The organism is Stenotrophomonas sp. 22DLJC03 (genome assembly GCF_056861405.1).
Genome location: NZ_JBSPUG010000002.1, coordinates 683770 through 708829 on the forward strand (window position 1 = coordinate 683770; position 25060 = coordinate 708829).

Annotated in this window: 21 protein-coding genes; 9 read left to right on the plus strand and 12 right to left on the minus strand. The window is 67.0% G+C overall.

Annotation, left to right across the window (positions count from 1 at the left end; all coding sequences use genetic code 11):
• Nucleotides 1-18: 18 nt before the first annotated feature.
• From cpaB to AC13GA_RS09075, 4 genes are all read right to left on the minus strand, one after another.
• The gene (gene cpaB / locus AC13GA_RS09060) at nt 19-1056 is read right to left on the minus strand and encodes a Flp pilus assembly protein CpaB (RefSeq protein ID WP_482997922.1); all 1038 of its coding nucleotides are present in this window, start codon (nt 1054-1056) and stop codon (nt 19-21) included.
• A gap of 23 nt (nt 1057-1079) precedes the next feature.
• Nucleotides 1080-1556 (minus strand): TadE/TadG family type IV pilus assembly protein, encoded by a 477-nt coding sequence (locus AC13GA_RS09065; protein ID WP_136638082.1) that lies wholly within the window; start codon nt 1554-1556, stop codon nt 1080-1082.
• Nucleotides 1553-2098, minus strand: a complete 546-nt coding sequence (locus AC13GA_RS09070) for an A24 family peptidase (protein ID WP_482997923.1) — start codon at nt 2096-2098, stop codon at nt 1553-1555. Before AC13GA_RS09070 ends, AC13GA_RS09065 begins: the two co-directional genes overlap by 4 nt.
• Before the next feature lie 67 nt (nt 2099-2165).
• Nucleotides 2166-2360 (minus strand): Flp family type IVb pilin, encoded by a 195-nt coding sequence (locus AC13GA_RS09075; protein ID WP_136638080.1) that lies wholly within the window; start codon nt 2358-2360, stop codon nt 2166-2168.
• A 694-nt stretch (nt 2361-3054) separates the two neighbouring features.
• Here AC13GA_RS09075 and AC13GA_RS09080 point away from each other — a divergent pair.
• The 4 genes from AC13GA_RS09080 to AC13GA_RS09095 all read left to right on the plus strand — a co-directional run bounded on the left by AC13GA_RS09080 (nt 3055) and on the right by AC13GA_RS09095 (nt 10961).
• Nucleotides 3055-4035 carry an AraC family transcriptional regulator gene (locus AC13GA_RS09080; RefSeq protein WP_482997924.1) on the plus strand — a complete coding sequence of 327 codons (981 nt, stop codon included), beginning with the start codon at nt 3055-3057 and terminating at the stop codon, nt 4033-4035.
• Nucleotides 4036-4270: 235 nt separating this feature from the next.
• Nucleotides 4271-9652: an ESPR-type extended signal peptide-containing protein gene (locus AC13GA_RS09085; protein WP_482997925.1), complete on the plus strand. Its 5382-nt coding sequence runs from the start codon at nt 4271-4273 to the stop codon at nt 9650-9652.
• Between the two features lie 61 nt (nt 9653-9713).
• Nucleotides 9714-10550: an OmpA family protein gene (locus AC13GA_RS09090; RefSeq protein ID WP_253079513.1), complete on the plus strand. Its 837-nt coding sequence runs from the start codon at nt 9714-9716 to the stop codon at nt 10548-10550.
• Between the two features lie 147 nt (nt 10551-10697).
• A complete protein-coding gene (locus AC13GA_RS09095) occupies nt 10698-10961 on the plus strand; it encodes a DUF6959 family protein (RefSeq protein WP_248298412.1) in 264 nt (87 codons plus the stop codon).
• Nucleotides 10962-11042: 81 nt separating this feature from the next.
• On the opposite strand, the gene AC13GA_RS09100 is transcribed toward AC13GA_RS09095, so the two are convergent.
• Entirely contained in the window at nt 11043-11870 is an 828-nt protein-coding gene (locus tag AC13GA_RS09100; protein WP_482997926.1) for a class I SAM-dependent methyltransferase, read from the minus strand.
• Nucleotides 11871-11933: 63 nt separating this feature from the next.
• Here AC13GA_RS09100 and AC13GA_RS09105 point away from each other — a divergent pair, with 63 nt between their 5' ends.
• The gene (locus tag AC13GA_RS09105; RefSeq protein WP_046986985.1) at nt 11934-12341 is read left to right on the plus strand and encodes a MerR family transcriptional regulator; all 408 of its coding nucleotides are present in this window, start codon (nt 11934-11936) and stop codon (nt 12339-12341) included.
• Nucleotides 12342-12356: 15 nt separating this feature from the next.
• Here AC13GA_RS09105 and AC13GA_RS09110 read toward each other — a convergent pair whose 3' ends face one another.
• The 3 genes from AC13GA_RS09110 to AC13GA_RS09120 form a co-directional block, all read right to left on the minus strand.
• On the minus strand, nt 12357-13073 hold the full coding sequence (locus tag AC13GA_RS09110) for an MgtC/SapB family protein (RefSeq protein ID WP_046986984.1): 717 nt from the start codon (nt 13071-13073) through the stop codon (nt 12357-12359).
• 102 nt (nt 13074-13175) lie between these two features.
• Complete coding sequence (locus AC13GA_RS09115; RefSeq protein WP_337302746.1) at nt 13176-14948, minus strand: chloride channel protein; 1773 nt, start codon at nt 14946-14948, stop codon at nt 13176-13178.
• A gap of 62 nt (nt 14949-15010) precedes the next feature.
• A complete protein-coding gene (locus AC13GA_RS09120; RefSeq protein ID WP_482997927.1) occupies nt 15011-17092 on the minus strand; it encodes a TonB-dependent receptor family protein in 2082 nt (693 codons plus the stop codon).
• 131 nt (nt 17093-17223) lie between these two features.
• Between AC13GA_RS09120 and AC13GA_RS09125 the strand changes: the two genes are divergently transcribed.
• Nucleotides 17224-18144, plus strand: coding sequence for a M14 family metallopeptidase (locus tag AC13GA_RS09125; RefSeq protein WP_136638072.1), 921 nt, complete (start codon nt 17224-17226; stop codon nt 18142-18144).
• 68 nt (nt 18145-18212) lie between these two features.
• On the opposite strand, the gene AC13GA_RS09130 is transcribed toward AC13GA_RS09125, so the two are convergent.
• Entirely contained in the window at nt 18213-19064 is an 852-nt protein-coding gene (locus tag AC13GA_RS09130; RefSeq protein ID WP_428708702.1) for a LysR family transcriptional regulator, read from the minus strand.
• 160 nt (nt 19065-19224) lie between these two features.
• Between AC13GA_RS09130 and AC13GA_RS09135 the strand changes: the two genes are divergently transcribed.
• Nucleotides 19225-19578, plus strand: coding sequence for an SMR family transporter (locus tag AC13GA_RS09135; protein ID WP_136638070.1), 354 nt, complete (start codon nt 19225-19227; stop codon nt 19576-19578).
• Nucleotides 19578-19901, plus strand: coding sequence for a DMT family transporter (locus tag AC13GA_RS09140; RefSeq protein WP_136638069.1), 324 nt, complete (start codon nt 19578-19580; stop codon nt 19899-19901). Before AC13GA_RS09135 ends, AC13GA_RS09140 begins: the two co-directional genes overlap by 1 nt.
• A gap of 152 nt (nt 19902-20053) precedes the next feature.
• Here AC13GA_RS09140 and AC13GA_RS09145 read toward each other — a convergent pair whose 3' ends face one another.
• The 3 genes from AC13GA_RS09145 to AC13GA_RS09155 all read right to left on the minus strand — a co-directional run bounded on the left by AC13GA_RS09145 (nt 20054) and on the right by AC13GA_RS09155 (nt 24531).
• Nucleotides 20054-23002 carry a TonB-dependent receptor gene (locus AC13GA_RS09145; protein ID WP_482997928.1) on the minus strand — a complete coding sequence of 983 codons (2949 nt, stop codon included), beginning with the start codon at nt 23000-23002 and terminating at the stop codon, nt 20054-20056.
• Nucleotides 23003-23071: 69 nt separating this feature from the next.
• Nucleotides 23072-24016, minus strand: a complete 945-nt coding sequence (locus tag AC13GA_RS09150; RefSeq protein WP_136637853.1) for a FecR family protein — start codon at nt 24014-24016, stop codon at nt 23072-23074.
• Nucleotides 24013-24531 (minus strand): sigma-70 family RNA polymerase sigma factor, encoded by a 519-nt coding sequence (locus AC13GA_RS09155; RefSeq protein WP_136637854.1) that lies wholly within the window; start codon nt 24529-24531, stop codon nt 24013-24015. Before AC13GA_RS09155 ends, AC13GA_RS09150 begins: the two co-directional genes overlap by 4 nt.
• 145 nt (nt 24532-24676) lie before the next feature.
• Between AC13GA_RS09155 and AC13GA_RS09160 the strand changes: the two genes are divergently transcribed.
• Nucleotides 24677-25057 (plus strand): VOC family protein, encoded by a 381-nt coding sequence (locus AC13GA_RS09160; RefSeq protein ID WP_006372781.1) that lies wholly within the window; start codon nt 24677-24679, stop codon nt 25055-25057.
• Nucleotides 25058-25060: the final 3 nt, after the last annotated feature.

The following is a 25060-nucleotide window of genomic DNA, read 5'->3' on the forward strand; positions in this document are numbered from 1 at the left end:
GGATGCGCTCGATGCAGGTCAAAGGGAACCACGGGGAGCAGAGCTGTCCCCGCGGATGATTTCGATGCCAGGCGCGCGCTGGGTCCTGTGGCGCGTCGCAGGTGCGCGTGCCGGCGCCTGTGGATTGGCGCGCGCCGGAGCGGTGCCGCGGCCAGCCAGCGCATCGTCATCGATGCCGGCGAAGGCATGGTTCTCCGGTCGTTGCAGTGCAAGCTGCTGTTCCGCATCCAGGCCGCGCAACGGATCGATCACCCCGCGCGACTGCGGGAACAGGGCGAGGTCGGGCAGGCCGGTATCAGCCGGATTGCGCAGGGCCAGGAACAGCTTGCCCTGCTGCGCACCCAGCAGCAGGCGATTGGCATCGGCCACCGGGACTGCCAGCACCGCACTGCGTGCCGGTTGGGTGGCTTCGTTGCCCGTGGTGTGGCTGCTGCCGCTTCCGGTGATGTCGGCGGCACGCGGGTCGTTGCGGTTGTCGCCGTCGTTGCTGGCGACAGCATCGCTGGTGGCCGGGGCAATATCCTGCTGGCCATAGCTGAGTACGCGCAGGCGGGACAGCAGCAGGCGCGTCTGTGCAGCCTCGCCCGGGCCGCTGGCGTTGGGCTGGGCATTGCGCAGGTTGAGGAAGACGTCGACGAAGTCGCCGGGCAGGATGCGGTTGCCAGCGCCGACCAGTTCATCGACCGGCACCGCAAGGGCGCGCTCGCCCGGGCGCAGCTGCAGCGAGAATCCCTGCGCCAGTGCGCTGCTGCTGATGGCGGTGCCTTCGGCGATATCCTGCACCGGCACCTTGCCGACGACGGTAGCGATGCTGGTGGCGGTACCGGCGACCGGCGCGGTGCGCTGCGCAAGGCGCAGCCCGTTGGCGGTGATCGGTTCGCCGGCCGGCAGGCGCGCCACCGCTTCCACCACCGTGAACGTCTGGGCCTCGCTCTGCGCGACCGGAGCCGCTGAGGCCGGGGCGTCGGGCTTGCGCCCGATCATGAAGGCGACCAGGGCCAGCAGCACGGCCAGCCCGATCAGGGCAACGGCGGCGATGCGGGTCAACTTGAGCATGAAACCGTCTCCTGTACCGATCGTCAGTTACCGCTGCCGAGGTCGAGCTGTGCGACCGCGACGCTGCGGATGGGGGCCTGCATCACCCACTTGTAGAGCGTGGCGGTGCCGGGCAGGAAGGGATGGCTGGCGTAGTCGTAGCTGACGGTCACGGTCATGCACTGGGCCGTGGCCAAGCCCGCGCAGGGCGCCTGCGGCGACACCACCACGGCGTTGCTGCCGCCATTGCTGCAGTCGACGGTCTGCGCCGAGAACTTCAACAGCCATTGCATCGAGTTGCGCGCCGCGACACATGCTGCTGTACGGCGCTCATTGGCATTGCCATAGCGCAACGATGCGCGCGCACCCTCGGCCGAGGCGGTGGCCAGGGTCTGCTGCGCAGCCATGATCATCACGCCGGAAAAGGTGAACATCAGCAGCGGCAACAGTCCAAGCATCAGCATCAGTGCGAACTCGATGCTGGCGACGCCACGCTGCCGGCGGGGGCTGCGGGAGTTCATGACACACCTCCGTAGGCGCTGATGAGGATCCAGCCGATGGCGGAAATCGCCAGGTAGGCTGCATAGGGAATGCCGTGGCGTCCCTGCCGGGCGCTCTGCATGTCACGGAGCGCAGGATGTGATTGCCAGTGCGAACTGGCGCGGTCTACCTGGGCCTGCAGCCCGAACGGCAACAATGAACTCAGTCGGCGCGACACCAGGACGATCGCCGCATGGACGCCAGCAGCGAGGCTGGCCGCGATCCAGATCGGCAGCAATGCCTGCCAGCCCAGCATCAGGCCCAGTACCGAGAAGAACTTGACGTCGCCCGCGCCCATCCAGCGCACTGCATGGAACGGCAGCAGCGCTACCAGGCCCAGCGCCGCGCCGGCGACGTGGGAACCCCACGGCAGGCGCGGCGCGTTGAACTGGCCGGCGATGATCAGGACAACCGTGATCGCGCACGCCGACAGCAGCCAGGTGTTGGGCACCCGGCGGGCATACAGGTCGCTGATCGCGATCCGCAGGCACACGCCGATGGCCAACAGTCCCAGCAGTGTCATCGCACACTCCATTGTCCGTCAGTGGACGGTAGGCAGTTGCTGTCCCTGGTCCAACCTGGAACGCCGCTCAGGTTGCGGGCGTGGAGCCTGATGCCTTGGTAGCAAGATCAGAGAGATTCTTGAACAGCGTCTCGAAGAACCCCTTGATCTCCTTGTTGCCGACCGCGATCAGGATGCCGGCAATCACAGCGGCCAGCAGCCCGTACTCGAGTGCGGTAACGCCGTCTTCTTCCTTCAGGAACCTGCGGATCGATGCGTTCATGACGTTTGTCTCCCTCTACCTGTCTACAACAGGACACCTGCGTTGGGCGGTGGCCCGGCTCCGCCGGGATCGTCCGTGGACCTCCGCCGATCCTGGCGGAGGAGGCATAGCGGGACGGGCCCACTGTGCTCAAGCAGGGTGATCGTTTCCAGGGAGGGCGCCGACTGCGCGGCTACGACCGCACGGCGCCAGGCCGGTGGTCGAAGTATCGTGCGATGCGCGCATGTTCATGCGTTCCCCCTGGATGCGGCCTCTTTATAAGGACCGGATCACCTTGATATCGACTTTGCCTGAATGGCGGCCCGCTGCAACCGGAACCTATATGCAAATTCGGCAGAAAACACTCGGACCTTAAACTTTCAGATTGTTTCTGTGACGAATATCCGTTCGTTGGCAAAACGGTTCATCCACGTGCAGATAATGTGATTCCTCTAAACTTTCGCATGCGAAAACCGTGCCAAACACGACAACAAACTCTTCACTTGTGTATCGGTTTTCTTCAATGCATTCCGTGGGTTTACCCGCGAAGATTATCGGGCATACTCGCATTCAAGCTATGGAGTTTTTCCGGGTGGGCTGTGCGGCATTGACCGTTCCTCTCCCGGCACCGGCAGCGGTTCCTGTAACGGTGTGCGCCCTGTCAGGCAGTGGGGGCCGCATCGCATGACGGATCAACGGGGGGGACGACACTGTCATGGTCGATGGTGGGGTAGGAGACAGTGACGACAGCGGCCTGCGGTCGATCGACCTGGCGACGCTGAGCGGCGTGCTTCGTGTGTGTGATGTCGAATTGCTTCTGCTCGATGGCAACGGACCACGGGCGGCCTTCGCTTCGCGCGTGCACGAGGAAGCCCTGTTCTGCAGCATCAGCTGTGGTTTCCATTGCCGTGGGCGCTTCATGCTGCCTCCGGACTGGGCGATGCTGGGGTATATCCACGCCACCGATGAAACGCTGAGCTGGTGCCACGGAGTGCCACTCACGCCGGGAATGGCGTTGACCGTCATGCCCGAGGGTATCAGTGAGTTCACACTGAGCCCCGGCACCCATATGACCCTGATGCTGGTGCCGTTGGTACGCGTGCAGCGCAAGCTGACCGAGCTGAGCCTGCGCAGCACGCCGCCCGCAGGCCAGGCGCTGTCCTTGTTCAACCTGGCCAGTGATTCAGCGCCGCTGGTGGGGTATTACCAGCAACTTCACCAGCAGTTGGGGCAGGGCATTGCACTGCAGCCGGATGAAACCGAACGCCTTCTGCATGGGCACGTGCAGGCCCTGCTGGGCGCCGGTGCGGCAGACCGCCCGGGATGCAGCCGTGCGCGCCGGACGCACTATCTGATTGCGCAGCGTGCGGAGAACTTCATGCGGCTCAACCTGCGCCGCAATATCTACATGAATGAAATCTGTGATGCCGCTGGCGTCAGCGAGCGCGGCCTGCGCTATGCCTTCGAGGACCTGTTCGGTACCTCGCCCAATCGTTACCTGTCGATGCTGCGCTTGTGCGCGGCCTGCCGCAGCCTGTCGATGGCCGATTCCAGCCGTCGCTCGGTGAAGGCCATCGCGCTCAGCTGCGGCCTGTGGGACCTGTCGCGCTTCGCCGACAATTACCGCAAGGTCTTCGGCGAACTGCCGCGCGATACCTTGATGCGCGCACCGGCGCAGATCGGCCAGCCGGCCTGACCCTGGCGGCACAAGGGTTTCCACGTCGTTTCTGCCGGAATTGCATATCCGCTTGCCGATATGGTTGCCGCTTCTGCATAACCGGCTGCCGATTCCGACCGTGGATTTGCCGGAATGCGCGATTGCCGTGCCGGAATGAAGTGCGCAGCCACCGTTGCAAGCGCTGAAATGTCAGTCACCTGCCTAACGGCAAGTCCACTGACATTCCAGTTGTTCGCCTACGGGGGAAATGCTCATGAACCGCATCTACCGGCGTGTATGGAACCGCCAGCTCAATGCTCTGGTTGTGGCCTCGGAACTGGCCACCGGCGATAGCGGCGGCGGTGCCGCGCGCGATCCGCGCAGTGTCCTGCTGATGCCCTCTGTGCTAGCGCTGGCACTGCTGTGTGCGCTGGCCAGCGGCCACGCAGGAGCATCAGAAACCAATCAATCGCTGCGCGACCTGCAGGCATTGGCCGCGAAGTATGCGCAGCCGATGCCGGTGAAGGTCGATGCCGAAGTGGCATTGGCCGCCGCCTCGCGCCAGGCGCAGAGCAGCCCCGCGATCAGCGCCGATGCACGTGTCGGCCTGCAGCTGAGCACTGCCTCGCTGCCGGTGGTGCGCGATGTGTTGCCGGCCAGCGTGCAGGTGAATCTGGCGGCGAACACCACGCCGAAGCAGGTTGCTGTTCCGGCGCTGGCTGCCGATGTCCGCGCTAATATCGGGCTGGGTCATGCAACCTCCAATGCAGCGAAGGTTGATGCATCGCTGGCGGCACAGGTTGCGCCGTCCGCGCATGCGCCGCTCGGCGTGGCTGCGGATGCGCGGGCGAAAGCCAACGTTGGCGTCGCCGGTGCGCAGGTGGCCTCGATCGATACCGGCGCCACGGCGGCGGCCGGCATCAGCAGTACCTCGGCGGGTTCGTTGCCTGGGCTGAAGACCTCGGTCGATGGCAAGGTCGATTCGCAGCTGAAGCTGGCTGGGCGCCAGATCAATGGCCAAGGCCAGGTCAAAGCGACGGCAGCGGTCACGCTGCCGGCCAAGGAAGAGCTGCCGGGCGAAACCCATGACCGTGCGATTACTGCAGCCTTTGATACCGGCGTCGCCGGCAACGTGCGCCTGCAGGCGCCGGATGGGCAGGAAGTGGTGGCCGACCGCAATCTGAAGCTGGCCGGCCAGGCAACGGTCGCGGCACAGAACAGTGCGCTGGGTGTGGGCGGCGCGCTCAACGGTGTGGTCGGCACGGCCGGCAGCGCGGTGGCGGGGGCACTTAACGGCACCGTCGGCACCGTTGGTGGCGTGGTTGGCGGCGCACTGAATGGCACCGTCGGCACCGTCGGCAGTGCAGTTGGCGGTGCGCTCAACGGCACCGTTGGTACAGTTGGCAGCGCGGTGGGCGGCACGCTCAACGGCGCGGTCGGTACCGTCGGTGCAGTCGGTAGTGCCGTGGGTGGCGCACTGAACGGCACCGTTGGCACGGTCGGCGGCGCGGTGGGCGGCACGCTCAACGGCGCGGTCGGCACCGTCGGTGCAGTCGGTGGTGCCGTGGGCGGTGCACTGAACGGCACCGCTGGCACGGTCGGCAGCGCGGTGGGCGGCACGCTCAACGGCGCGGTCGGTACCGTCGGCGCAGTCGGTGGTGCCGTAGGCGGTGCGCTCAACGGCACCGTTGGCACTGTTGGCAGCGCGGTGGGTGGCACGCTCAACGGAGCGGTCGGTACCGTCGGCGCAGTCGGTAGTGCCGTGGGTGGCGCACTGAACGGCACGGTTGGCTCCGTTGGTGGAGCAGTCGGCGGTGCGCTCAACGGCACTGTTGGTTCTGTCGGCAGTACGGTGGGCGGCACGCTCAACGGTGCCGTCGGCGCAGTTGGTGGAACCGTCAACGGCGCCGCTGGCGCGGTGGGTGCGGTGGGCGGCGCAGTGGGCGGTACGCTCAACAACACGGTTGGCGCGGTGGGCAGTACCGTTGGCGGTGTGCTCAACGGCGCGACCGGCGGCAGCACCGGTGGCCTCGGCGGCCTGCTGGGCAACACGTTGGGCAACGTCGGCGGTGCCGTGGGCAACCTGCTCAACGGCAACCTCAATGGCACCATCGGCAATCTCGGCAGTGCCGTGGGTGGCCTGGTCGGTGGCACGCTGAGCGGCCTCGGCCTGACCAAGCCCTCGGCGATTCCGCCGACCAGTCCGAAGGCGCCGGCACCGGCCGACCCGAATGCGGGTTTGATCATCGGCACCGGCGGCCTGGTTGGCAACGTCGGCCAGCTGATCGGCCCGACCACCACCAGCCTGTTCGGTGGCAACGGCTACCTGAGCAACGGCAACCTCAAGCTCAGCAACGCCAACGTGATGCAGACCTACTCGACGGTCAACGTGCTCGGCCTGCCGTTGGTCAACCTGTCGCCGGTCGGCAGCACCCTCAATGGCCTGGGTGGCGCCGTCACCGGCGGCAGCTCGCACCTGACCCTGATTGGTGGCGTCACCTCCGACAGCTACATCTACAACATCAACAACGGCAACCCCGGCGGCCTGCTGGGCCTGCTGCTGCCGAAGGATTCGCCGGCATGGGCGGCCAAGTGCCTGGATATCGCCCTGGCCGACATCTCGTGCTGGGCAGTCAATGCGGCGCAGGACTACCAGGTGCTGATGGGCGACGGCGCCTTCGCCAACGGCTCGAAGGAGGTGGTGATCGGCGCCAATGCCCGCCACGAGCTGCCGAAGGTCGATGCCAACGTGGCCTTCCCGGGTGCCGGCACCAATGATCCGAGCAACCCGACCGGTGTGCCGACCGCTGACTACGCGGCACGCATGGGGCATTCGGTGATCGTCGGCGACAGTGCGGTGGGCACGGCCAACGGGCAGACCCTGCTCGGTGCCGAGGCCACCTCGAACCAGGCGAACTCGGTCGCACTGGGCTACCGCTCGGCCGCGCTGCGCGGCGCCCAGGCCAGCTACAGCGCGTACGGGCTCACCGCTCCGCAGGTTTCGGCCGGTGAAGTGTCGGTGGGCACCGCCGGTGGCGGCGAACGGCAGATCACCAACGTCGCCGCCGGTAGCGTCAACACTGATGCGGTCAACGTGGCGCAGTTGAAGGGCGCGATCAGCCTGATCGATGATGTGGCGGCCGCTGCGGTGACCTACGACCTGGACGGTGCCGGCAATCCGAACTATCGCCGGGTCACGCTCGGTGCCGGCACCGGCACCACCACCATCGGCAACCTGACCGCTGGTGCGGTCACTGCCGGCAGCCTGGAAGCGGTCAATGGCGGCCAGCTTGCGGCGACCAACGCCGCCATCGCCGGCTTCTTCGGTGGTCGCGCGGCCTTCGATCCGGCCAGTGGTGCCTTCACTGCACCACTGTTCGAGATCAGCACCATCTCCACCGGCGGCGCCATTGCCAAGGGCTTGTATGAGAACGCCACCGATGCATTCGCCGCGGTGGACGGCTCGCTGGTCAACCTCAACACGCAGATCACCGACATCCGCAACGGCGGCACCAAGTACCTGCGGGTGAACTCGACCGGCACCGAAGCCCTGGCCAGCGGCACCGACTCGATCGCCGTCGGCACCAATGCCCGCGCCACCGCCGCCAACAGCATCGCGGTGGGCGCCGGCAGCCTGGCCGACCGTGCCAACTCGGTGTCGATCGGCGCGGCCGGAGCCGAGCGCCAGGTCACCAACCTGGCCGCGGGTACAGCCGCCACCGATGCGGTGAACGTCGGCCAGCTGCAGGCATCGGAGCAGGGAGCCCTGCGCTATGACCTCAACGGCGACGGCAGCGTCAACTATGCCAGCGCCACGCTGGGCCAGGCCGGCACCGCCACCACGCTGCGCAACCTCGGGCCGGGCCAGGTCAGTGCCACCAGCAGCGAGGCCATCAACGGTGCCCAGCTGTTCGCTGCCAACCAGGCCGTGGCTACCCACCTCGGTGGTGGCGCAGCGGTCAACGCCAGCGGTGTGCTGACTGCACCGACCTACTCGATCAACAACGTCGCCGCCAACGGCACCGTGACCAAGGGCAGCTACAACGACGTCGGCACCGCCTTCGACGCGGTCAGCAACTCGCTGGCCAATGTTGCCGACCAGACCGATGAGATCGACAAGCTTGCCGTGAAGTACGACGTCGATGGCAGTGGCAACGTGCTCAACAGCGTGACGCTGACGGGTACCGGCACCGGCACGGTAAAGATCACCAACGTCGCCGCCGGCAGCATCCTGGCCGGCAGCAGTGATGCCATCACCGGCGACCAGCTGTTCAGCACGAACAGCACCGTCGCCAACTACTTCGGTGGCACCACCGCCTACAACGGCACCACCAACGTGTGGACCGCGCCGAAGTTCAGCATCTCCAGCATCGCCACCGACGGGACCTTCACCAGCGGCGACTACAACAATGTCACCGCTGCATTCACCGCAGTGGACGGCTCGCTGAAGGTCCTCAACCAGCGCATCACCAACGGTGGCGGTGGCAGTGCCTACCTGGCGGTGAACTCGACCGCAGCGGCCGCTACGGCAGCAGGTGCGGAAGCGGTGGCAGTCGGCCCGCAGGCCAGTGCAGCGGGCGCCAACAGCGTAGCGGTCGGCAACGGTGCCAGCGCCAGTGCCGGCAACAGTGTCGCCCTGGGTGCCGGCTCGGTGGCCAGCGTCGGTGCACAGAGTGGCTACACCGGTGCGTACGGGCAGGCCGGTGCCAGCAACTCGGCCGGTGAGGTCTCGGTCGGCAGCACCGGCAGCGAGCGCAAGATCACCCATGTCGCTGACGGTTCCGATACGTACGACGCAACCAACGTCGGCCAGCTGAAAAACGGCGTGAACTACGCCATCGACGAGTCGAAGAAGTACACCGACCAGAAGATCCAGAACATCACCAACGTGGCCGGCAGCTTCCGCGCCAACAACACCAACAACCTGGCCGATCCTTCCGCCAGCGGAGCCAATTCCGCAGCGGGTGGTGCAGGCGCCACCGCCGCCGGCGCCAACTCCACCGCGTTGGGCAATGGCTCGCAGGCACAGGCCGACAACTCGGTGGCACTGGGTGCGGGTTCGGTGGCGAACCGGGCCAACACCGTTTCGGTGGGGGCCAGCGGTGCCGAACGCCAGGTGGTCAACGTGGCCGATGGCTCGCAGGCCACCGATGCGGTCAACGTGCGTCAGCTGCAGGCCTCGCAGCAGGGTACGATCCGCTACGACACCACGGTGAACGGCGCGACCAACTACAACAGCGTCACGCTGGGCAACACCAACAGCGGGCCGACCACGGTGCGCAACGTCGCCGCCGGCACCGCCGGCACCGACGCAGTCAACGTCGACCAGCTGAAGTCGGGCATGGCGCAGACCCTGGACTGGTCGAAGGCATACACCGACGAGCGCATGGGCGGCTTCGAGCGCGACCTGCGCAAGACCGACAACCGTGCCTCGGCCGGTATCGCCTCGGCGATGGCCACCGCGGCACTGCCGCAGCCCAGTGAGGCGGGTCGAAGCATGGCATCGGTCGCGGCCGGCAGCTACAACGGCGAATCCGGTGTTGCGGTCGGTATCTCCGGTGTTTCGGAAGGTGGCCGCTGGATCTACAAGTTCAGCGGTTCGACCAACAGCCGTGGCGAGGCCGGAGTGGCCGTCGGTGCCGGCATCCAGTGGTGATCCCCGCCGCCGGGCCGCAACCGCGGCCCGGCATCGCGGAAACGTCCATAGGGGGAATGACATGAAACAGCATCGCATCGCCTGCGCCGGTCAGCTGGCCGCCGCGCTGGGCCTGATCCTGGGGATGGGCCTGCTGGCCGCCTGCCGCAGCCATGCGCCGGCCGCCGAGGGTCCTGCCGAAGCCACCGCCGTGCACTTCCCGGAGGCCTCGAAGGCCTCGCTGAAGGAAGGGATATATCCCGACGTCGCCGACCTGCGCCGTTTCGCACCGGGCATGAGCAAGCGCCAGTTGTACACGTTGCTGGGTACGCCGCACTTCAACGAAGGCATGTGGGGCGTGCGCGAGTGGAACTACCTGTTCAACTTCCGCACTGCGCAGGGTGCGGAGTACTTCACCTGCCAGTTCCAGGTGCGATTCGACAACAAGGGCATCGCCCAGGGCGGCTACTGGAAGCCTGAATCGTGTGCGGCGGTGCTGGAGCCGCCGCGGCCGCCGGCCCCGCCCGCACCGGCGCCGTTGCCGGAGCAGCCGCTGCGCCTGTCCGCCGACGCGCTGTTCGGTTTCGACAGCGCGGTGCTCAGCGCCGAGGGGCAGCAAGCAGTGCAGGGCGTGCTGGCACAGGTGCGCGAAGCCAGCCAGGTGCAGTCGATCCGAGTGACCGGCTACACCGATCGCATTGGCAGTGCCAGCTACAACCAGAACCTGTCGCAGCGACGTGCCGAAGCGGTACGCATGGCGCTTGTGCAGGGTGGAGTGCCGGCTGCCAGCATCAGTGCCGAAGGACGTGGCGCGGCGGAGCCGGTCGTGCAGTGCGACCAGCGCAATCGTCGCGAGCTGATCGCGTGCCTGGCCCCGAACCGCCGCGTGCAGATCGCGGGCGTGGCACAGCCACGCTGAGAATCCTGCGCCGGGGCAGGGCCCCGGCATCCCGAGTCCCCCCTGACCGCCGGCAGGACGTGGCCACGTCTCCCCCGTTGTCCCCGCCTGCCGGCGGCTCAGGTTTGCATACGGTGCACGATGAACGCCCAATTCCTGCCTCTTTCCATGAAGACGGAAACCACACTCAGTGTGTATGGCCAGCTCGGTAACCATGCCGTGGTGCGCATTCCCGGGCGTCGCCTGCCGGGGTTGATCCTGCAGGCCGATACCGTGGCCGGCTTCCTCGCCCAGCTGCAGGAAGCCCAGGCCTGCCTGCGCAGTGGCCGCGCCCAACGCACCGACGCCGAGCTGGACATGCTCATCGACGTTCTGCAGCAGTGGTATTCCTTGATCGAATCACGCCTGGCCGACGCCGGCGAGGCGCTGTAGAAGGAAAAGGGGACGGAGGGGATTAAGTCGTTTCCGGCACCGCAGGGGCAAGAACGACTTAATACCCTCCGTCCCCTATCTCTAGGCGCGGGCGCGGACCAGCCAGCAGGCGGCATCTACGCGTACCCGGTCGCCTTCGATGAAGGGGGCGAACGCGGCCAGCGCCTTGCTTCGAAGTGCGTCGGCGCGGTCTTCCGGCATCGCACGCAGGGCCAGTCCCAGCGGGCCAAGTTGGCCGACATAGGTCGGCAGCTCGTCGCGGGCGATCGAACAGGGCAGGTCGACCGCAACCACTTCGACGTCCTTCCAGCCGGCCGCCTGCAGAAGCCGCTGTACCCGGTCACCATCGGCAAAGGCGAACTGGCCCGGCGAGCCAGGCGCACGGGGTGGCAGCTCGAGTTCATCACCAATGGCGCGTTCGGCCGTGGTCATGAACGGGTTCTCGTCGGCACTGCGCCAGGCGATGAAACGCAGGCCCGCGCCTGGCGTTGCGGCACGATGCAGGTTGGCGAAGGCGGCCTGGCTGTCCTCGAAGAACATCACGCCCAGCCGCGACTGGATCCAGTCGAAGTGCGCGGAGGGCAGCGGATGCTGCTGCGCGTCGGCGACGATGAAGTCCGCGTCCAATCCCGCTGTTTCAGCGCGCTGCCGGGCCAGAGCCAACATCGGCGCGGAGATGTCCAGGCCGGTGCTGTGCGCGGCAGGGCGAGCCGCTGCGGCGGCCAGCAGGCTGGCGCCGGTGCCACAGCCGATATCGAGCAGTTGCGTGACGATTTCCGGAAGTTCGGCCACCAGCAGGTCGGCCATCGGCTGGAACAGGCCATCGAGGATGGCCTGCTGGGCGACCCAGATCTGGCCACCGGGGCCATTCCAGAGCGCATTCTGATCAACGGGGGATGTGCTGGCCATGGCCTTGTCCTGCCGGGAAGTTGCCCATAGGTTGATGCTTGAAGGCGACTTGAGGTCAAGCCCATGCGTGAACTGGATATCGGCGAAGTGGTCAAGCGCAGTGGCGTGCCGGCCTCGACCCTGCGTTACTACGAACAGCTCGGGCTGTTGCAGTCGCTGGGCCGCCGTGGCCTGCGCCGGCAGTACGACGAGCAGGTGCTGGAACGGCTGGCGCTGATCGGTCTCGGTCAGGCTGCCGGGCTGTCACTGCAGCAGATCGGGGTGTCGCTGCCACCTCAGCGTGGATGCATCACGCTGGATCGTGAGGCCCTGCTGGCGCAGGCCGAGGTACTGCAGCAGCAGATCAGCCAGCTGCAGCGGGTGCGTCGGCACCTGCAACGCGCTGCGGCCTGCCCGGAAGCGCAGGATGCACGCCAGTGCGGTTCATTCCGGAAGTTGTTGCGGGCCCAGCAGCGCCTGGCGGGTGGGTGAGTTGCCCGTGCCCGCTCAATCGCGGGTACTGACTTCCCAGGTGGCATGCAGCACGCCCGGTACCTGTTCCATCCGTGCCAGCACCACGTCCAGCTCATCGGCACTCACGGCGGTACTGACCAGCACCGCGATCACATCGGTGGGCGCATCGGCATGCTCGACCACCTGCACATCACCGACCGGATACTGCGCAGCTTCCAGCGCATCGACCAGGCGCTCGCGCACGCGCGGCACGGCTTCTGCATCCACGCTCAGGCGCACCTCATAGGTGGCCTCGGTGGCGGTCTCGTTGATCGGGATGCGGTTGATCGCATTGACCAGCGGCCGCAACAGGGTATTGCCGGCGATGATCAGCACGGTCAGTAGGACGCCCTCGGCCAACATGTCCGCACCGGTGCAGCTGCCGACCGCCGCCGAGCACCACAACGTGGCAGCGGTGTTCAGCCCGCGCACGTTCATGCCTTCCTTCATGATCACGCCGGCACCGAGGAAGCCGACCCCGGAGACCACGTAGGAGATCACCCGCACCGCCTCGGCACTGCCGGCGATGCGCATGCCCAGGTCGACGAAGGCAGCCGCGCCGACAGCTACCAGCACGTTGGTACGCAGGCCGGCCGTGCGTTGCCGGTACTGGCGCTCGGCGCCGATCAGCGTGCCGAGCACGAAGGCGGCCAGCAGGCTGACCACGGTGTCGGCGAAGGGACCGGCCTGGAAGGTTTCAATGAAGCGCATGGCCGCAGTCTACCCCGCCGAAGTGACAGTCTTTCCACGCCAACGCGTGGATATCCAGATGTGCCAGAAACGACTTGATCCCCTCCGTCCCTTTTTTGAAGATCAGTCGGTGTCCTCGACCCGCTCGCCCATCAGTTCGCGCTGGCGCTTGTCCAGTTCCTCGGCGTAGCGCTTGCGCACGAAGGCTTCGGAGACCACGCCCTGCACCTGGCCGTCGGTGCCGACCACGGCCAGTTCGTCGGCCTGGGTGTGGTCGAAGCGCTGCATCACGGTCACCACGTCCGCGCTCGGCAGCAGTGACACGTCGCGGTTCTCGGCCAGTTCGCCAATGGCGGTTTCCGGCTTCACGCCGTCGCCGTACACGCGCGGAATCTGCACGATGCCGGCGTAGTGGCCTTCGCTGTCGATCAGGATCACCCGGCTGCCCGAGCCCAGCGGGAAGCGCTGGCGGAAGGCGGCGGCGTCGAGATTGGCCGGCGCGGTGGCCACGCCCTTGCGCATCAGCCGGCCGGCGTTGAGGTTCTGCACCCAGCCCACGTCGCGCGCGCTTTTGATGGTCTCGCCGCGCAGGTGCATGCGCCAGGTCGAGAACGAATATCCGAACCACTGCCGCACCAGCGTGCTGGAGACCAGCACCGCGCTCATCACCACGCTGGTCAGCAGGAAGTCGTGGGTGCCTTCCAGCACCAGCATGGCCATGGTCATCGGTGCGCCGACCACCGCAGCGGCCAGTGCGGCCATGCCGGCCAGCGCGGCCGAGGTGGCGTCGATCACCGGCACGCCGGTGGCCATGGCGAGCAGGCCGGCGAACAGGGCGCCGACCAGGGTGCCCATGAACAGCGAGGCGAAGAACAGGCCGCCGCGGAAGCCGAACCCGAGCGAGATGCCCGAGGCAAGGCACTTCAGCGTCAGCAGGCCGCCGATCCAGATCAGTGGCAGGTGCGTGGTCAGGTCCAGATGCAGCGCGCCATGGCCGGACGACAGCACCTGTGGGCTGGCCAGCGCCAGCGGGATCAGCAGCAGGCCACCGACCACCGGCCGGCCCCACAGCGGCAACGGACTGCGCTTGACCGTGCCTTCGATCGAAGCGATCAGCCGCATCACCGCGATGCCGACCATCGCGCAGCAGCACCCCAGCAGGCCATAGATGGCGTAGTCGGCGGCGCGCACATCAATGGTCGAGGCGGCGGGCAGCAGATAGGCCTCGATGCCGGCCTGGTCGGCGACGAATGCGCCAGCCAATGCAGCGACCGCCACTGGGGCCAGCGCGGCCGGGGTGTAGGCGCCGATGACGATCTCGAAGGCATAGAACGCGCCGGCCAGCGGCGCACCAAAGGCGGCGGCGATGGCACCGGCGGCACCGGCCCCGACCAGGATGCGCACATCGTTGCGGCGCAGGCGCATCACCCGCCCCAGCTGCGAGCCGCTGCCAGCGCCCATCTGCGTGTACGACGCTTCCAGTCCGACCGAGGCACCGCAGCCGTTGGACAGCAGAGTCTGGGTCAGTACGATCAGGTTGTCGCGCATCGACATGCGTCCGCCATGCAGGGCGTTGGCTTCCACCGCATCAAGCAGGGGCCGCTTGAGCCGGGTCGCGGCCAGGCTGACCAGCCCCACCAGCAGGCCACCCAGCGGCAGTACCAGCAGCGCAGTCCAGGTCAGCGAGGGCAGGGAGCTCAGGCGCATGCCTTCGTCCAGCCCGTACAGGGTGCCCTGCAGCCAGCGTGCGATGCCGGACTGCAGCAGGGTCAGGTAGCCGGCGATCAGGCCGACCAGCAGGGCCAGCGCGATGAACCACAGGTCGCTGCCGCGCAGCCGCAGGCGCAGGCCCTGGAAGGCCAGATGCAGGCGCGATGGCAAAGCAGACGGTGACATGGTGGCGGCATGATACGCCGCCACCGTGATCGCCACCGTCACTGCATCGGGCGGTTACCGGCTCAGAAGCGGTAGCGGCCCTGCACGTAGAACGTGCGCGGCGCGGCCACCATGCGACCGGCGTTGCCATCGACGTTGCGGGTATACCAGCGCTTGTCGGCCAGGTTGTTCACGCCCAGCGCGATCTCGCTGTCACCCAGTCCCGGCACCTGCCAGGCCACCTGCGCGTTCCACAGGCGCACGCCCGGCACGCGGCCCACGCGCGCATCGGCGCTCTCGGCCCAGGTGTTGGCGGCGTCGGAGAACTGGCCGCTCTGGTGGGTGCTGGAGACGTTGAAGGTCCAGCCGGCCAGCGCGTAGCGGGCGCCGACGCTGTCGGTGTCGCGCGAGTAGAACGGGACGTCCAGGCCGCGGTTGTCACCGGACTGCTGGATCGCCTTGGTCCAGGTGTAGTTGGCATACAGCTCCAGCCCGGCCAGAGCGCTGTCCTCGGCGAAGCGGTACTCCAGCGCGCTCTCCACGCCCTTGTGGTCGGTGGCGCCGATGTTCTGGAACGTCGGCGGGGTGATCCCCGGCACCTGCAGGATCTGGTTGTCGAAGCGCATCTTGAACACGGTCACTTCCGCGCGCAGCGCACCGTCCTGCCAGCGCGCACCGAGTTCGGTGGTCCTGGCGATTTCCGGGTTCAGCGGGTTGCTGGCGGTCTGCGAATTGAGCTGGATGTTCTGCACCGGCCCGAACGAGGTGGTGTAGTTGCCGAACACGGTCAGCTGCGGGGTCAGCAGGTAGGCGATGTTGAGCGAGGGCAGGGCCTTGTCGTTGCGGCTGCTGAAGGTTGCCGCACCCCCGGCCTGGCGGCGGTCCATGTCGATCCACTCCATGCGCACGCCCGGGGTGATCCGCCACTGGCCGATCGCGATGCGGTCGTCGATGTAGAAGGAATGTGCGTCGGTGGCGTTGTCGAAACGGTTGGTGGCGCTGGCCACGCCGGTACGGCGGGTGACGGTGTAGCTGCGGTCGTTGCCGCGCTCACGCAGGAAGCGGTAGCCGGCGGTGATGTCGTGCACGCTGGCGCCCCAGTGCAGGCGCTGGGTATAGCGCGGCTCGATGCCGAGCACACGGTAATCGCGCGGCTGCACGGTCAGCTGGGTATTGGCGGCGTTGATCAGCGAGCTGGCGCGGGTGCTTTCGTTGTAATAGGCCAACACCTCGAACTCGCTGTTGGCCGACAGCGTGTTGGTGTAGCCCAGGTCGATGCCGGTGCGGTGGCCTTTCCAGAAATCGGTGGGGCGCGTGTTCTGGAACGGGTCGGCTTCGTACTGGGTGCGGGTCAGGCCGCCCGGGGTGAGCGAGCGAACATCGTAGTAGGAGAGCTTGGCGCGCAGTTCCTGCTGTTCGTCGATGGCATAGGCGAACTTCAGCGCCAGGTCGTTGAAGCGGTCATCGCTGCCCTGGCGCCAGCCACGGCCGTCCTGGCCGGAGTACAGCAGGGCCGCGCCCAGGCCGTTGTCGCCGGTGCCGCCGAGGAAGGCGTTGTATTGGGTGCTGTCGCCGCCGCCGTGGTCGTAGGCGGTGTAGCGCATGCCGGCTTCGCCGTGCAGGCCGGCCTCGGTGGGAATGGCGCGGGTGCTGAAGTTGATGATGCCGCCCACGTTCTGCGGGCCATAGCGCACCGCGCCGCCACCGCGCACCACGTCGATCGATTCGATGTTGGACAGGCTGGTCGGTGCGAACGACAGCTGTGGCTGGCCATACGGCGCCACCGCCAGCGGCACGCCATCGAGCAGTACGGTCGAGCGCGGCGAGTAGCGCCCGGTCAGGCCACGCACGCCGATGTTCAGCGACACCGAGCTGCCGGCAGTGCCGGAGTTGTCGGTGACCTGCACGCCCGGGATGCGGCGCATGGCATCGCCGATGCTGGCCGCGCCACTGGCCTCGATGCGCTGGCGGTCGACCACCGTGCGTGCGCCGGCAAAGCTCTTGACGCTGTCATGCAGGCCGGTGCCCAGCCAGCTGCCGGAGACCTGGATGCTGTCCAGCGTGGTGGCGCCGTCCTGGGCGAAGGCGTGGGTGGCCGGGAGCAGGCACAGGGCGAGGGCTGCGGCCAGGGGCAGGTGGGCCGGTTGCAGGGCGTGGATGGGCATCGGTGCGGGCTGTGGAAGGTCGTAAATGAGAATTATTGCTGATTCCATTCGCTATTGGAATGCGTCTGCAGTTCATGCCGAGGCACCGGTGATAGAGTCTCTGATTGCTTCCTGACTCGCTGAGATCCGCCATGTCCCAAGCCGCTTTCTATCCCGTCGGAACCCCTGGCCAGCCGTGGGGAGCGGCGGAACGGGAGCTGTGGCGTGGCCGCCAGCAGCGCCTGCGTCGCTATGACGAGGAGGTGCTGCCGCGCATCGAGGCGTTGGCCTCACGCTTTGACAAGGTGGCCTATGGCCAGCTCGACTACGCTGGCGAGACCTACACCCTGTTCGCCCTGCGCAGCCGCGACTGGAACCCGGCGCTGCCGGCTGCCCTGGTCACCGGTGGCGTGCACGGCTACGAGACCAGCGGTGTGATGGGCGCGCTGGAATTCCTCGAAAAGCACGCCGCCGACTACGCCGGCAAGGCCAACCTGCTGGTGGCGCCGTGCGTGAATCCGTGGGGCTTCGAGCGCATCAACCGCTGGAACTTCGATGCGATCGATCCGAACCGCAACTTCCGTGTCGACGGCCCGGCCCGCGAGTCGACCGCGTTGATCGAGCTGATCGCACCGATCAAGGGTCAGTTCGTGCTGCACATCGACCTGCACGAGACCACCGACAGCGACGAAAGCGAGTTCCGCCCGGCGCTGGCCGCGCGTGACGGCAAGCCGTTCGAGCCGGGCTTGATTCCCGATGGCTTCTACCTGGTGGACGACAGCGAGAACCCGCAGGCGGCCTTCCAGCAGGCGGTGATCGCTGCGGTGGAGAAGGTCACCCACATCGCGCCGGCCGACGACAAGGGCGAGATCATCGGTTCAGCGGTGGTGGCGCACGGCGTGATCGAGTACCCGCTGGTGAAGCTGGCGTTGTGTGCAGGCATCACTGGCGCGAAGTACACCACCACCACCGAGGTCTACCCGGACAGCCCGCGGGCGACCCCGCAGCAGTGCAATGACGCGCAGGTGGCAGCGGTGTGCTCGGCGCTGGATTACGCGCTCGCCCATCGTTGATCGCTAGTGCCGGCCGCTGGCGAGTAACCACGGGACACTGGGATTGCCGGCCAGCGGCCGGCACTACCTCACCCCAATGCGTCGGCCCACCATAGTGCGGCCGGTCCCGGCGGCGTATCACGGCGCCACAGCAGGTCGCTGTGGATGCGCCGTGGCCAGCCGGGCAGCACCAGTTCCACCAGCCGGCCACGGTCATAGCGCTGCACCAGCGCCCGCGGCAGCTCGGCCCAGCCGAGGCCGTCCTCGGCCATCTCCATCACCATCAGGTAGTCGGTGGCGGTCCAGGCCAGGCCGGTGACCACGCGGGATTGGTCGACTTCCGCGCTCAGGCGCACCTGTCTATGCCGCGCCAGTTGTGCGGCGGTGCGACGGCCGGCGCTGGCCAGTGGGTGCTCGCGCGCTACGTACACTGACAACTCGCTGTGGTGCGCCAACGGTCGGGCCACCAGCCCATCGGGATAGCGTTCCTGCCTGGGCAGCAGGCCCAGCCCGGCGCGACCACTGCCGACCAGCTCCAGCACATCCTCGCCCTCGGCATCCAGCCATTCCAGCTCGATCTCCGGGAACGCTTCGGCGAAGCGCTGCAGGATCCGCTGCTCGGGATCGAGCTGATAGACATCGGAGAACACCACGGTCAGGCGCGGCTCGACCGGCGCGGCCAGGCGCACGCTCAACTGTTGCAGGCGGGCATCGGCAGCCAGGATTTCCTGCGCGTGCCCAAGTACCTGGCGCCCGGCCTCGGTCAGCTGCGGGTAGCGCCCGCTGCGATCGAACAGGCTCACGCCCAGATCGGCCTCCAGGTGGGCGATGGCGGTGCTGACCGTTGACTGGGTCTTGCGCAGGCGTCGCGCCGCTGCCGAGAACGAGCCCAGGGCTGCGGCTTCCACGAAAGCCTGCAGGGATTCGGGGGAGTAGGGCATTGATCCATCGCTCCTGTCGATGGGATCTATTTTGATACCACCGTAAAAAGCGATGATACTGGCTTCCATCGCCCCCGTCTGCGGGGCGTTCCGGACCCTCCACGCACGGCGTGGATCTATTGAAAAGGTGGCGCGGTCCCCGCCCGGCAAGGAGTTTCACATGTCCCGTACTGTTCCCGCCCGTGGCGCGCTGGTCGCCTGGGCCTGCCTGACCGTGGCGATCATCGCCGAAGTGGTCGGCACCTCGTTCATGGCCCATGCCGCCCGCGATGGCGGCTGGACCGGTTATCTGATCATGGCCGGCGCGCTGGCGCTGTCCTACTTCTTCCTCGCGCAATCGGTGCGCCGCATCGCCGTGGGCGTGGCCTACGCAGTGTGGGAAGGCCTCGGCCTGACCCTGTTGACCGTGGTCGGCCTCACCGTCTTCGGTGAAAGCCTGTCGCTGCAGCAGCTGGCCGGCCTGGTGCTGGCAGTGGTCGGCATCGTCTGCGTCACCCTTGGGGAGGCGCACTGATGAACACCCTGGCCCTGTTTTTCGTGATCTGTTCTGCGCTGATCGACGTCGCCGCCAACATGATGGTCGCCAAGTCGGAAGGTTTCCGTCGTTGGCGCTGGGGCGTCGGTGCGATCGTCCTCGTCTGGATCGCCTTCGCCCTGCTCGGCCAGGCGGTGCGCTACATGGACCTTGCCACCGCCTATGCAATGTGGGGAGCGATCGGCGTGATCGGTACCGCCACCTGCGGCCGCCTGTTGTTCGGCAACCGCCTGCGTCCAATCGGTTGGGTCGGCATCGCATTGGTCACCGTCGCGGTGCTGCTGCTGAGTACCGCGAAGTAACGCGAAGTAACGCGTCGCTGTGCCAACCAAGGTTGGCACCTACCGGTGCTGAGTCGGTGTGCCAACCCAGGTTGGTACCTGCCAGAACGTGAGCCGCCGCAAGCAAGCGCCCCGGGAATGATCTCTCCGGGGCGTTGCTGTTTCTGTAGCAGTTAAAAACGTGCGGTGAAGTTCAGCCGCGTGGTGCGGCCCGGGCCCGGCATCAGGCTCATCGCCAGCGTGTCCATGTAGTAGGTGTTGCGCAGGTTGCTGACCACCAGCTCCACTTCGCTGCGCGGGGTGAACTGCCAGCGCGCATAGAAGTCATAGATCGCGGTCGGCAGGTAGATGTTCTGCAGGCCGGTTGAACCGGTGGTGTTCCAGGGCTTGTCCAGTTCATGGGTGGGGCCGCTGTTGTAGGTGCGGCGGAAGCCGGTATCCAAGCGGCGGTCGAACAGGCGGAAGCCCAGCGTGCTGTGGATCGAGTATTTCGGCGGATTCTGCGCGTTGACGAACGAGGTGCCGAAGCCGCCGTCCACGCAGTCCGGGGTGGCGTCCAGCTTGCTCCACTTCGCATACGGACCTTCGCGCAGGCGCTTGGCGGTAGCCGCATCGCAGGTGCGCGCGCGCTGGTAGTAGCTGGCCGACAGGTCCAGGTAGGCGATGCCGGCGTCATAGCCGGACTGCAGCTCGTAACCGGACACTGTGTAGTTGTCGACGTTGTCGACGTAGAAGGCCCAGTTGCTGGAATCGAAGCGGCGGGTGATGGCGTTGTCGATATCGTTCTTGAACCACGCCACCTTGAACGCCAGGCGGTCACCGTCGCGCCACAGGTCCTGCTTGAGCAGGCTGAAGCCGATGTCCCACGAGCGGTTCTTCTCCGGCTTCAGGTCGGCCACCGGTGCCGAGGTGCTGTTGCCCAGCGTCGACTCGAACAGGCTGGGCATCTTCCAGCCCTGCGCGTACTTCACGTAGAAGAACATGTCCTGGTCGAGGTTGAAGCGCGCCTCTGCATACGGCGCGAAGCCGTGGCCGGAACGGCGGATCGCCGGCTTGTAGCCCCAGGCGGTGGGAATCTGCTTGGTATAGAAACCGTTGGCGCCGCGCGGATCAGGAATGAATCCGTCGAAATCGTAGGCCTGGCCCAGCGTGCTGTCGCCATAGGGCGTGGCGCGCAGCGAGTCATAGGTGTAGTTGCCCTGGGCATCCGGGTACCACTCCTTGTACCAGCCCGGCAGCAGCTGGCCGCCCTTGCTCAGGCGCGCGAAGGTGTAGCGCAGGTCACGCGATTCGCTGACGAAGGCGACGCGGTTGCGGTCGCGGGTGCGGTAGTCGGTGAAGCGGCCGCCGGCAGTCAGCGACAGCCAGCCCCACGGCTGCCACTGCAGCGAGGCGACGACGCTGGCTTCGCGGCGCGTGCCCGAGCGCAGGTAGCGGTTGTTGTTGAAATCCACCGGCAGCACCGGCGAATTCGGCGCGGTGTCTTCATGCTGGAAGGCGGCGCCATAGCGCAGCGTCCAATCGCCCAGGCTGTTGCTGAAGCGAGTGGTGTTGCTGCTGTCCACGCCCCAACGCTGGGTCTTCACGTCCGACTGCAGGCCCGGGCCGTAGGTCTCGCCCAGCGTGTCGGGCATCTGGTCCGAGGGCACATCCTTGAACAGCGGCGTGTTGGCGATGTTGCTGTTGAACATGCGGCTGGTGGCGGTGGTGAGCCACAGCGTGCTGCTCAGGTCCAGCCACGGATGTGCCTCGGGCCGGTAGCGGTGGCGCAGCGAGGTGGCATTGACCCGCATTTTCCCCGGCTCGAACTGGAACATGGTGTTGGCCTTGTCCACGTAGGTCACCCATTCGTTGGACTCACCCACGCGTCCGATCGCCGACGGCATGATCTCGCCGAAACTCGAATTGAAGTAGCGGTGGCTCAGCTCTAGGCGCTGGTCGGGGTTGGGTGTCCAGGTGAATTTCAGCAACGCCGATTCGTTGTCGGTATGCGTGTTGAGCACTTCATCGCCCGGATGGAAGAGCTTGGACACCGCCTGGCTGGACATGCCGGTGTCGCCGCTGGACAGGTGCTGGTTGTCATAGCGATGCGCACCGTTGCTGCCGGCGAAGAAGTTGCCTTGGCGGCGCCGCGCATAGGCCACGACCAGCTGCCAGTCTTCGCCGCGCTGGGCGAACGCCGCGCTGCCATTCCAGTCGCGCGGGTCGCGCAGGCTGTTGCGGTTGTCGCTGCCACGCGCGATCTGCTTGAAGGTGCGGGTGCGGTCGATGCTGTTGTCGGCCACGCCGCCGCGCACGCGCAGGCCCCAGGTCTGGCCATCATCGAGGATGTCATCGACGTTTAATGTTTCCATGTAGACCACCCCGCCGATCGCGCTGGCGGCGTTGGCGGCCAGGCTTGGCCCCTTCTCGATGCTGATCGCGCTGATCAGGTCCGGGTCGAGGTAGCTGCGCTGCTGCACGCCGGCGTAGCCGCGATAAACATCGATGGCCTGCTGGCCGCCGTCGATGATCACCGGCACCCGGTTCTGGCCTTGCAGGCCACGGATGTTGACGTCCAGCGCACCGCCGTTGCGAATGTCAGCGGTGTGCACGCCCACCGCACCGGCAAGCACGTCGCCGATCGACTGGCCGCGGAAGCGTTCCAGCTGCTGGCGGTCCAGATGCACGCGCGAGCCGCTGTCGCGGTAGACCGCATCGGCATCGGCGAGCCCCCACGGCGAAGCGCCTTCGCTGGCCTGGCCGGCCACGCGCAGGGTGCCGATCTGGCGTACGCCGGCTTCAGCGGCAGGCGCCGCCTGCAGCACCACGCCGCTGGCATCACGCTGGAAGGCCAGGCCGGTGCCGGCCAGCATCTGCGCCAATGCGGCGTCCGTGCCGAGCGTGGTCTGCACGCCTTTGCTGTGGCGGCCGCGGGTCAGGCGCGAATCGGCAGCGATAGACAGGCCCGACTGCTGGCCGAATGCGGTCAGGGCCTGGTCGAGCGGGCCAGCCGGGATCTGCCAGCGAATGGCGGCCGCAGTGTCCTGTGCATGGGCGGCGGCCGGCAGCAGGCACGGGGAGGCCAGGGCCAGGCACAGCGCGATGGCCAGGGGGCGAGGGGAGGGGCAGGGCAGTTTCATGGGGGCGGCAACATCCGCAATGGGTTCCCTTGTATTGCCCGGTGAGCGCACAGAAAGGGAACCGCGATTTCAAAGCGGACGCACGACGGTCCACCACGGCCAGCGCTGCTCGATGCGGATCGGCAGGGCGCGGGCCAACAGTTGCAGTGCCTGCATGCTGTCGAGTCGCGGCAGCACCGCCGTGGCTTTCAATGCAGCAAGCGCCGGATCACAACCGAGATAGCCCTGATGGTGACGGGCCAGCTCATCGATGATCCGTATCATGGGTGTGTCCTGCACCTGCAGGCGTCCCTCCTGCCAGTCACCGCGCAACGGATCCGCAGCCACCGGGGAGAGTCCACCCATCGGGCCGATCTGCACGGCACCGCCAGCACGTATGTTCAGCGCCGCGCCGAACAGCGGCAGGCAGCGCACGGCACCTTCAAATACATCCAAGCGGCTGCCCTGCGCCTCGCGACCGACCGCGAAGCGGGTGCCGATCGGCTGCAGGCGTGCGCCCGGCACATGCACGCTCAAGGGCATGTCGGCGAAGGCGGGGTGATGGCCGGTCTGCAGCAGCAGTTCGCCACGCAGCAGATGCAGGGCGCGGCGGTCGCTGCCGATGTCGATCGTGACTTCACTGTCGGCGTTGAGCCACAGCTGGCTGCCGTCTGCCAGTATCCAGTGCCCGGTATGTCCGGCGGCGGTGCGTTGTGTCTGCAGGCCACGTTGTGCCTGCAGGCCATGCAGGCCCAGCAGCGAGACCGCGCCGATGCCAAGTGCACCTCCGAGGCCGCGCAGAGCCTGCCGGCGGCGACGGCCTGCGGCATCCAGCGCTGTGGCAGCGGCTGCTGCTGACAGGGGGGCAAAGGACTGCCAGACCGACTCGACCCGACGCCACGCATCGGCGTGGCCGGCATCAGCCTGCAGCCATGCGCGCCAGCGGTACTGCTCGTCATCACTCCAGCCCTGCTCGCGCAGCGCGAACCATTCGGCGGCTTGCTCCAGTGCTGGGCTGGCCAGCGCGGTGCTCATGCTGTTGCGCCGCCGGACAGGCGCAGGCAATGCAGCATCGCCTGCGCCATGTATTTCTTGACCATGCGTTCGGACACGCCCAGCTGTTGGCCGATCTCCGCATAGCCCAGGCCGGACAGTCGTGCCATCAGGAACGCACGGCGTGGCCGCTCGGCCAGGCCGGACAGCATGTCGGCGATGGCATGCAGCAGTTGCAGTGCCTGCGTGCGTTCTTCGGCCGATGGATGCACCGGCTCTGGCTGCGCGGCCAAGGCCGTCAGGTAGGCGCGCTCCAGATCCGCGCGCTGCCAGTGGTTGACCAGCAGCGCGTGCGCGATGGTGCTGAGATAGGCACGCGGCAGGCGCAGTTCGGTCGGATCGACGCGACGGCTGAGCAGGCGCACGAAAGTGTCCTGGGTCAGGTCGGCGGCGCAATCGGCGTTGTGGGTGCGGCGCCGCAGCCAGCCCAGCAGCCAGCCATGGTGTTCGCGGTAGAACCCCGCCAGCGCGGTGCTGGAGGCGGCGGGCACGGCCATCGGCATCGATCATTAATGAGAATGATTCCCATTATAGTGTGATCGAGCGGTGTACGACAAACCCTGCGCAGGGCGCAATGGCCAGGGCGTTTGCGATGACCGCCGGGCTCGCCGACACTGCGGTCTTTCCGCAGGGAGTGCCCGCATGTTCAGCCACATCACCGTTGGAACCAACGACATGGACGTCGCCCATCGTTTTTACGATGCATTGTTCACCGCCTTGGGCGCACGACCGGGCGTCTTCGATGACAAGGGCCGGCTGGTGTACTTCAAGGATGGCCGCATGTTCATCGTCACCGCACCGATCGATGGCGAACCGGCCTGCCACGCCAATGGCGGCACCATCGGCTTCACCCTGGACAGTGCCGATGCCGTGCGTGGCTGGCAGGACGCAGGTGTAAGCCACGGTGGCACCGCCATCGAAGACCCGGCCGGTATCCGCAACATGGCCGGGCGGCAGCTGTTCCTGGCCTACCTGCGCGATCCGGATGGCAACAAGCTGTGCGCGGTGCATGTGATGTCGTGATTG